The following is a 9210-nucleotide window of genomic DNA, read 5'->3' as shown; positions in this document are numbered from 1 at the left end:
GCCGGCGAAGAAGTTCATCGCGCCCATCGACCCCATCCAGTGCATCGTCTCGATGGTGGTCGGCGGCTGACCGGTCTCACCGGCGAGGAGCGCGCTCAGCAGCTCCTTGCGCTCCTCCATCAGCTTGACCACGTTGGCGATGATGGCCGCGCGTTCCTTCGGCGGCGTCGTGGGCCAGGGGCCACTGTCGAAAGCGGCGCGGGCCGCGGCGACCGCGGCATCGACGTCCGCCGCCGCCGCCATCGGTGCCTTGCCGAAGTACTCGCCGGTGGCCGGACAGCGCACCTCGATCATCTCGGAGGTCGACGGCTCCGTCCATTTGCCGCCGATGAAAAGCTTGTCGTATTCAGTCTTGATGTCGCCCATGCGCGCCACCCTACCCAAGCCGCGGTAAAACGAGAACACGTTTCATTATTGGGGTTGAAGTACCAACACCAGATTGCTTACCGAGAACTCCCGCAGCAGTGGCGCCGACGTCAACCGCCACGCCCATCGAGGGTGGTAGCGCGGAAATGCGGCGATCGCCGATCCGGTGCTGGCCGCCCAGTTCAGGCCGTCGGCGGCCGACACCGCGAACAACGACGACCCGTAGTTGTTTTTGGCGGGATGGCCGTGTTTGCGGGCGTAGCGGGCGGCTGCGCGGGCCCCACCCAGGTAGTGCGTCAGCCCCATCTCGTGGCCCCCGAAGGGGCCGAGCCAGACCGTGTAGGACAGGACGACCAGCCCGCCCGGCTTGGTCACTCGCAGCATCTCCCGGCCGAGTTGCCAGGGCCGCGGCACGTGTTCGGCGACGTTCGAGGAAAGGCAGATATCCACCGAGTCATCGGCGAACGGCAGGGCCATGCCGGAGGCCCGGACGTACGCACCGCGGGCCCCCGCCCACGCTGGCCCGGCCGCATGCATCTCGGCAGGGTCGGGTTCGACGCCGATGTAATGGATGCCGACGGCGTCGAACGCCGCTGAGAAATATCCGGGGCCGCCACCCACGTCGAGCAGTGTGCGGCCGGCCGGCCGCTCGTCGCGCGCGCCCTGCCACAGGTCGCTCACCATCGCGGCGGTGTCCTCGGCCAGCGCGCCGTAGAACCGGGCGGGGTCCGACTGCTCGTAGCGGAACTCCGACAGCAACCGCAGCGAACGGGCCAGGGTTGCCCTGCGTGCAAACACGTCGGTCACCGCCACCGGCCACACCCTACGTCGAGCAACGGCTAGGCTGACCAAGATGTCTGATCTGCGCTCGGTACTGCTGTTGTGCTGGCGCGATACCGGACACCCGCAGGGCGGGGGCAGCGAAGCCTACTTGCAGCGCATCGGCGCGCAGCTGGCCGCATCGGGAATCGACGTCACGCTGCGCACAGCCCGCTATCAGGGGGCGCGGCGCAGCGAACTCGTAGACGGTGTGCGGATCACCCGCGCCGGAGGCCGCTACTCGGTCTACATCTGGGCGTTGCTGGCGATGTTCGTCAGGGAAATGGCGGCCCGGGTCGGCTTAGGGTCGCGGCCCGACGTGGTCGTCGACACCCAGAACGGACTGCCCTTCCTGGCCCGGCTGGTCTACGGCAGGCGGGTGGTGGTGCTGGTGCATCACTGCCACCGCGAGCAGTGGCCGGTGGCCGGCCCGGTGCTCGGCCGGCTCGGCTGGTTCGTCGAGTCGACGGTGTCGCCGCGGGTGAACCGGCGCAACCAGTACGTGACGGTGTCGCTGCCGTCGGCGCGCGACCTGGTCACGCTCGGCGTCGACACCGGGCGAATCGCGGTGGTGCGCAACGGTCTTGACGAGGCCCCCGCGCAATCGCTGGTGGGCCCGCGCGCGGCCGCGCCGCGAGTGGTCGTGCTGTCGCGGCTGGTTCCGCACAAGCAGATCGAGGACGCGCTGGAGGCGGTTGCGCAACTGCGGCCGCGGGTCCCGGGGCTGCACCTCGACATCGTCGGCGACGGCTGGTGGCGCCAGCGGCTCGTCGACCACGTCCGACGGCTCGGCATATCTGACGCGGTGACTTTCCACGGCCATGTCGACGACGTAACCAAACACCATGTGCTGCAGAGCTCTTGGGTGCACCTGCTCCCGTCGCGCAAGGAGGGCTGGGGTCTGGCGGTCATCGAAGCCGCCCAGCACGGGGTGCCGACCATCGGCTACCGATCCTCGGGCGGCCTGTCCGACTCGATCGTCGACGAGGTGACCGGGATATTGGTCGACACTCACGCCGAGCTGGTGGGCCGCCTCGAGGAACTGCTCGCCGACCCGGTGCTGCGCGATCAGCTCGGCGCCAAGGCGCACACGCGCAGTGGTGAATTCTCTTGGCAGCAAAGCGCCGACGCGATGCGCGGCGTGCTGGAAGCGGTGCAGGCCGGCGGCATGGTCAGCGGCCTAGTCGGCGGTCGGGACTGACGCTGCGCGGCGCCGCCACGCGCTGAATCCCGCGCCGGCCGCGCCCACGATCAGCATCGCCAGCCACGCCACGTGCGCGGCAACGGTCCAGGTGCGATGTGCGGCGGGCACACCGGCGGTGGACCCCCCGATCCGATAGAGGGCGAAATCGTCGTCGAGGTAGACCGGCGTCAGCGCGGCGAGGGTCTTGCCGGCCGCACCCATGTCGCCGGGGGTGCCCGACTCGACCACCAGCCACCCGACGCCGGAAGCCGCCAACGCGGTGGGATCCGACCCGCCCAGCAGCAGACCCTGCACCGCCCGCGCGTGGGTCCCCTCGCCGGGAACGATGGTCCCCGAGATGGCCAGATCACCGGTGGTCAGCACGTCGGCGCGCACCCAGCGGGGCAGCGGATCGAGCACCGGGGCGGGACCCGACCAGGAAAACATCCGCATGGTGCCGGCAGGCAGCACGGCGACGGCCCCAGGCCCGCCGTTGATGACCCTCGCCACGGCGGCCCACCCGCGCGGGTAGTGCACCGGCGAGACCTTGCCCCAGACACCCCAGGCCAGATCGGGCAGCGCCAACACCAGCGCCAGGCAGCAGATCAGCGCCGTCGCGGCCGGCCGCACCCAGTGGCGCAGCGTGACGACCGCGCCGGCGCCCGCCAGTGCGTATCCGGGCACCGCCAACGCCACCCACTTCTGCCCATCGCGCAGCACGCCCAAGCCGGGCACGGCATCGACCACCGCGCCCAGCGCCTGGATACCGGGGCCGGTCGCCAGCGCCGCCGGCACCAGCACGGACACCACGGCCAGCACGAGGAGGGGCACGGCAACAGGGCGCCGCACCACGGTCGGCAGCCCCGCGGCCACTACGCCCAGCAGCACGATGGCGGACCAGACCGCGAACAGCGTGGTCCGCGACGTCGGCACGGCCTCGCCGTTCCAGATCCCGCCGAGGCTGGCCAGGCTGGCCAGCGTGCCAAGACCGGGCTCGGCGCGCGGCGCGAACGCGGCGACACCGATCCGGTTCCCCGCCGTGTGGGAGACCATCGACGAGCCCAGCGCCGAGGCCGTCAGCCAGGGCAGCGCCGCCACCAGCGCGATGCCCAACGCCGCCGCCGCGCACAGCCAGCGCCGCCTGCCCTCACCCGGCGCCGCGACGCATACCAGCGCCACCGTCGCGGCCAGCAGCAGGCCGGTCGGCGTCAGCCCGGCCAGCGCAATCCAGAAGGTCAGCCCGAAGAACCCGAGCCGCCCGTTGCCCGCCCGCAGCGTCAGCATGGCCGTCGCGACCCACGGCAGGCAGCCGTAACCGACCAGCAGGCTCCAGTGACCCTGCAGCAACCGTTCGCCGACGTAGGGGTTCCAGGTCGCCAGCGTCGTGGCCACCAGCTGGCCGGCCACGCCCGCGTCGGGCAATGCCGTCGCCACTAAGCGGGCCGCGCCCCAACCCGCCAGCCACAACCCCAGCACGAGCAGGGCCTTGACCAGGACGCCGCCGTCAATCAGCTGGGAGGCCAGCGCGACGGCGAAATCTTGCGGAGTCGCCCGCGGCGGTGACGTCAAACCCAGCGCCGTATCGGACAGGTATGACCGCGGCGTCGACACCGCGTCGCGCAACATCAGGTACCCGGGCCACAGCAGCGGCCCACTCACCAGCAGCGCCAACACCAATGCGTAGCCGGACCGAATCCAGCGCACGGTCAACGCATCCGCGGGAAGCTATTCCCGTTCGGATGGCCCGGGCGGCTTGGCCTCCGGCGGCCCCGAATCGGGCGGCTCTTCCGCGCTCGCAGTGGGCGCATCAGAACCGGAATCCGCACCCTCGCCGGGACGCTGCGTGGGCAGCTTCTCGGTCTCGGCCTCGGCGCCGGGTACCGGTTCCTCCAGCCCGCTGCGTCCGAAGAAGTCCTGATCGCCGCGGTCCAGGCTCGGGTCGGTCAGCGCGCTTTCGGTCCGCAGGCTGAACGAGGCGAGCAGCCCGCCGCCGATCAGCGCGACCAGACCCACCGCCGTGAAGGTGATGGGCAGCACCCGCGACCACAGCGACAACCGGTCACGCTCGTCGCGGGCGGCGTTCACCTGGGATTCGACGGTGTCCTCGTTCGAGGTGACTTTGTAGTCGGCCAGCGTCAGCTCCGGCTTGAGCGCGTCGCGGGCGAAGTAGTGGTGGGCGTGCTCGGTCTGCTTGACGATGGTGCCGGAAACCGGGTCCACCCAGAAGGTCCGCTGCGCCGCGTAGTAGCGGGTCATCGTGATCTGCTCGTTCGGATCACCGCCCTGCAGGCCCCACATCGCCGCGGACGTGGTGACCTTGCCGTCCTCGTTGCCCGCGTACAGCGACGGGTACGCCACCGGCGTCACCAGCTTGCCGTCGCTGTTGTAGCCGACGTTCTGCGTGAATTTGTAGGTGGTCAGCCCATTGACGTCTTCCTGGCTGTCGTAGTTGACGTCGAACGGCTTCTGGGCGATCGGGTCGAAGTACGGATACGTCTTCTTCTCGGTGTGGAACGGGAACCGGTAGGCCAGCCCGTCGTGCCGGAGCGGGATCGCGGTGGGCGGGTTCTCGTCGTTGAAGGCGCGCGGCTTCTGGACCGAGCCGCCGGTGTGCGAGTCGTCGGACACGGCCAGCGCCGTCTTGCGGTTGAGCGTCACCGTGTCGATGATCGCCAGCAGCAGCCCGCTGTCCTTCTGTTTGTCGGTCCGCCGGACCGAAGTTCCGACCTGCAGCGTGACGACGTCGGCGTTGGCGGGCGACTCGACGGAGATCTGCTGCTGGGACACCAGCGGAACATTCTGGTTGACGACGACGTGGTCGGTCGACAAGGACGCGGCGTCGATGGTGGTTCCGGTGCCGTCACTGATCAACGTGGCGTCGACGTTCAGCGGGATCTTGGTGATCCGGCTGGTGGTGTACGTCGTCAACAGCAGCGCGGCGATCAGCAGGGCGGCCCCGAGCCCGATGATCCCGCATGCGGCGAACCGCAACATGACTGCTCGGTTCACGTTGCCGTGCCCTCCTCATGGTCGATTGCCTCGTCCGCTTGCCTCATCACGGGCCCCGCCCCCACCTGAGCGTTCAGCCAGGCAAACCCGTTTGACCCTAACAGCAGAACGCAAGGCGCCGACTTACGAACCGGTTGCGGTTGCACACGGGTCTCCGGGGTGTACCCACTTCGAACCGCAACACAGCACAGGCAGACTGTGCTGGTGAGCGATGACCAGCGGGTGGGAGGGATCCGCAGCTTTTTGCCGGCCGTGGAGGGCATGCGTGCATGCGCCGCCATGGGGGTGGTGGTCACGCACGTCGCCTTCCAGACCGGGCACTCCAGCGGTGCCGTCGGCCGGCTGTTCGGCCGCTTCGACCTCGCGGTGGCGGTGTTCTTCGCGCTGTCAGGGTTCCTGCTGTGGCGCGGACACGCGGCGGCGGCACGAGGTCTGGGTTCGCGCCCACGCACGGGTCACTACCTGCGGTCCAGGGTGGTACGCATCATGCCGGCCTATGTGATGGCGGTCGTCGTGATCCTGTCCCTGCTGCCCGACGCCGACCACGCCAGCCTGACCGTGTGGCTGGCGAACCTGACGCTCACACAGATATATGTGCCGCTCACCCTGACCGGCGGGCTGACCCAGATGTGGAGCCTGTCCGTGGAGGTCACCTTCTATCTGGCCCTGCCGATCCTCGCGTTGCTGGCCCGCCGTCTGCCGGTCGGCGCGCGGGTGCCGTCGATCGCCGCGCTCGCCGCACTCAGCTGGTGCTGGGGCTGGCTACCTCTACATCCCGGCCCAGGGACCAATTCGCTGAACTGGCCGCCTGCGTTCTTCTCCTGGTTCGCCGCCGGAATGCTGCTGGCGGAGTGGGCGCGTTGCGGGATCGGGCTGCCGCATCGGCTGGCACGCCGCCGGGTGGTGATGGCCGTGGTGGCGCTGGCGGCCTTCCTGGTGGCGGCCTCGCCGCTCGCGGGTCCCGAGGGGCTGGTGCCCGGCACCGCCGCACAGTTCGCGGTGAAGACGGCGATGGGCTCACTGGTGGCATTCGCGCTGGTCGCCCCGCTGGTGCTGGATCGTCCCGACACGCCGCACCGGGTGCTGGGCACGACGACGATGGTGACCCTGGGGCGCTGGTCCTACGGCCTGTTCATCTGGCACCTCGCTGCCCTGGCGATGGTGTTCCCGGTCCTCGGGACGTTCCCGTTCACCGGTCGAATGCCGACGGTGCTGGCGCTGACGCTGGTCTTCGGTTGGGCGATCGCCGCGGTGAGCTACGCCTTGGTCGAGTCGCCCTGTCGAGAAGCGTTGCGCCGCTGGGAGAAACGCGCGCAGCCTGCGCAACGTCAGGTCATAGATGCTGAGGCGGACGCAATCGCTCCATGACCTGGTCCCGTACCGCCGACCGGCGGGCCTTGCCCGCGTCGTCGCGCAGGGGAGTGTCGACGAACTCGACGGTATGCGGCACCTTGTAGCCCGCGATGCGTTCGCGGAGAAACTCCTGCACCCCAGCGACGTCGAGCGCGGAGCCCTCTGAGGTGTGCACCAGCGCGTGCGGCACCTGACCTAGGTCCCCGGAGTTCGGATCCGGGATTCCGACGACGAGGCAGGACAGCACCTCGGGGTGCGCCGACAGGGCGTTCTCGATCTCGGCCGGATACACGTTGCGGCCGCCGACGGTGAACATGTCCACCCGGCGGTCCGAGAGGTACAGAAAACCGTCGGCATCGAAATAGCCGAGGTCGCCCAGCGAGTCCCAGCCGTCGCGGCTCTTCGCCGTCGCTCCGACGTACCGATACGTCGGCGCGCTGCCGGGGGCGGGCCGCATGTAGATCTCGCCCTCCACGCCGGGCGGACACTGGTTGCCGTCGTCGTCGAGCACCTTCATTTCGCCCGCGACGACCACACCGACCGAGCCTGGGTGGGTCAGCCACTGGTCGCCGGAGATGAAGGTCAGCGCCTGTAATTCGGTGCCGCCGTACAGTTCCCACACCTTCTCCGGACCCAGCAGGTCGATCCACGCCTGCTTGACGGCAGGTGGACACGGCGCCGCCAGATGCCAGAAACGGCGGATCGACGACAGGTCGTAGGCGCCCGGATCGGCGTAATAGACCGGCAGCGTCCGCTGCATGATCGTCGGTACCGTCGTGAGAAAGGTGACCTTGTGGTCGCTGATCAGCCGAAGGAATTGCTGCGGCTCGAACCGGCTCATCAGCACCAGGTGATGCCGCATCAGCAGCGCCATGGTGGCCGCTGTGAACCCGGTGTTGTGGCTCAGCGGCACCGGCATCAGCGTGACATCGCCTTCCTGGGCGCCCAACGGGTAGCCGATGGCGGCCGGTATCCGGCTGTCGCCACCGGATTCGATCAACTTGGGCCGCCCGGTGCTGCCGCCGGATCCCATCGCCTTCCACACCGGGGACACCGCCTCCGGCAGCGTCGCATCGGACAACGTCGATGCGGGGACGAAACCTGCTGGCACGCTTGCCATCTCGGGATGCTCGCGACCCACCAGCAATGTGGGCGGGCGCAATTCCAGCAGACCTTGCAGCTCCGTCTCCGGCAGCCGCGCCGACAGCGGCTGCGGCACCGCGCCCAGCTTCCAGCACGCCACCGCGGCCTGGATCCATTCGATCGAGTTGGGCAGCACCATGGTCACGTAATCGCCCACCCCGACGCCGCGCTCGGCGTAGGCCCGGGCCAACCGGTTCGTCGAGCGGTCGAGTTCGGCGCGGGTGATGGTCACTCCATCGCAGGTGACCGCGGGCTCATCGGGAGCGAGTTCGGCGAGCGCCGAGATCTGGGTGCCGATCGGTGGCACCGGCTCACTCATATGAGCCCTGTCGTTCGAAGATGCGCCGCGGGTTGTCCACCAACATGGTGTGCAGTTGCTCGTCGGTGACCCCGCGCTCCTTCAGCGCAGGGATCACGTCGTTGTGAATGTGCAGGTAGTGCCAGTTCGGCGCCATCTGCGGCACCAGATCTTCGGGCAGCGCGTCGATGTAGCAGTTGGCGTCGTGCGAAAGCACCATCTTGTCGGCGTGCCCGCGCTCGCACATCTGCGCCACGATCTTGACCCGCTCCTCGAACGGCGAGATCACGTCGAGGCCGAACCGGTCCATCCCGAGATAGGACCCCGGGGCGATGAGCTCCTCGAGGTAGCCGATGTCGGTGCTGTCGCCGGAATGGCCAATGATCACCCGGCTGAGGTCGACGCCTTCTTCTTCGAAGATGCGCTGCTGGTCGAGGCCGCGGCGCAGGCCGGCGTGGGTGTGGGTGGAGATTGGAACGCCGGTGCGCTTATGCGCCTGGGCCACGGCGCGTAGCACCCGCTCGACGCCGGGGGTGATGCCCGGCTCGTCGGTGGCGCATTTCAAGATCCCGGCCTTGACGCCGGTGTCGGCGATGCCCTGCTCGATGTCGCGGACGAACATGTCGGTCATGATCTCCGGGCCGCCCAGCATGCCGCCGGGGCCCTCGTAGTGGAAACGGAAGGGGATGTCGTTGTAGGTGTAAAGCCCGGTCGCCACAACGATATTCAGCTCCGTGGCCGCCGCGACGCGCGCGATCCGCGGAATGTAGCGGCCCAGCCCGATCACCGTGAGGTCCACGATGGTGTCCACGCCGCGCGACTTCAGTTCGTTGAGCCGATCGATGGCGTCGGCCACCCGCTTTTCTTCGTCGCCCCACGCCTCGGGGTAGTTCTCGGCGATCTCCGTCGTCATGATGAACACGTGCTCGTGCATGAGCGTCACGCCGAGATCTCCGGTATCGATGGCGCCGCGGGCGGTATTGAGTTCTGACACGCCACTGATGCTAGGTCGACCCGGCACCAGTCCAACAGTCTCGTT

8 protein-coding genes are annotated in these 9210 nt (G+C 69.0%); 2 read left to right on the top strand and 6 right to left on the bottom strand.

Going from position 1 to position 9210, the window contains the following annotated elements:
- Positions 1-366: aldehyde dehydrogenase family protein (locus JOZ00_RS25620; RefSeq protein ID WP_293349957.1), on the bottom strand; the 366-nt coding region annotated here is incomplete at its 3' end.
- Between the two features lie 45 nt (positions 367-411).
- A complete protein-coding gene (locus tag JOZ00_RS25615; RefSeq protein ID WP_293349954.1) occupies positions 412-1179 on the bottom strand; it encodes a class I SAM-dependent methyltransferase in 768 nt (255 codons plus the stop codon).
- Between the two features lie 40 nt (positions 1180-1219).
- Between JOZ00_RS25615 and JOZ00_RS25610 the strand changes: the two genes are divergently transcribed.
- On the top strand, positions 1220-2386 hold the full coding sequence (locus tag JOZ00_RS25610) for a glycosyltransferase family 4 protein (protein WP_293349951.1): 1167 nt from the start codon (positions 1220-1222) through the stop codon (positions 2384-2386).
- Here the strand turns inward: JOZ00_RS25610 and JOZ00_RS25605 are convergent.
- The gene (locus JOZ00_RS25605; RefSeq protein WP_293349948.1) at positions 2366-4072 is read right to left on the bottom strand and encodes a hypothetical protein; all 1707 of its coding nucleotides are present in this window, start codon (positions 4070-4072) and stop codon (positions 2366-2368) included. The genes JOZ00_RS25610 and JOZ00_RS25605 overlap by 21 nt on opposite strands.
- Positions 4073-4093: 21 nt before the next feature.
- Positions 4094-5377 (bottom strand): DUF3068 domain-containing protein, encoded by a 1284-nt coding sequence (locus JOZ00_RS25600; protein WP_293349945.1) that lies wholly within the window; start codon positions 5375-5377, stop codon positions 4094-4096.
- A 198-nt stretch (positions 5378-5575) separates the two neighbouring features.
- Between JOZ00_RS25600 and JOZ00_RS25595 the strand changes: the two genes are divergently transcribed.
- Positions 5576-6745, top strand: coding sequence for an acyltransferase (locus tag JOZ00_RS25595; protein ID WP_293349942.1), 1170 nt, complete (start codon positions 5576-5578; stop codon positions 6743-6745).
- On the opposite strand, the gene JOZ00_RS25590 is transcribed toward JOZ00_RS25595, so the two are convergent.
- Positions 6711-8192, bottom strand: coding sequence for an AMP-binding protein (locus JOZ00_RS25590; RefSeq protein WP_293349939.1), 1482 nt, complete (start codon positions 8190-8192; stop codon positions 6711-6713). The two genes, JOZ00_RS25595 and JOZ00_RS25590, sit on opposite strands and share 35 nt — an antisense overlap.
- Complete coding sequence (locus JOZ00_RS25585) at positions 8185-9165, bottom strand: phosphotriesterase-related protein (RefSeq protein WP_293349936.1); 981 nt, start codon at positions 9163-9165, stop codon at positions 8185-8187. Before JOZ00_RS25585 ends, JOZ00_RS25590 begins: the two co-directional genes overlap by 8 nt.
- Positions 9166-9210 lie beyond the last annotated feature (45 nt).

It is taken from the genome of Mycobacterium sp., assembly GCF_019243155.1.
In the GTDB taxonomy this organism is placed as follows: Bacteria; Actinomycetota; Actinomycetes; order Mycobacteriales; family Mycobacteriaceae; genus Mycobacterium.
This window is presented reverse-complemented; position numbering and strand designations above follow the sequence as displayed.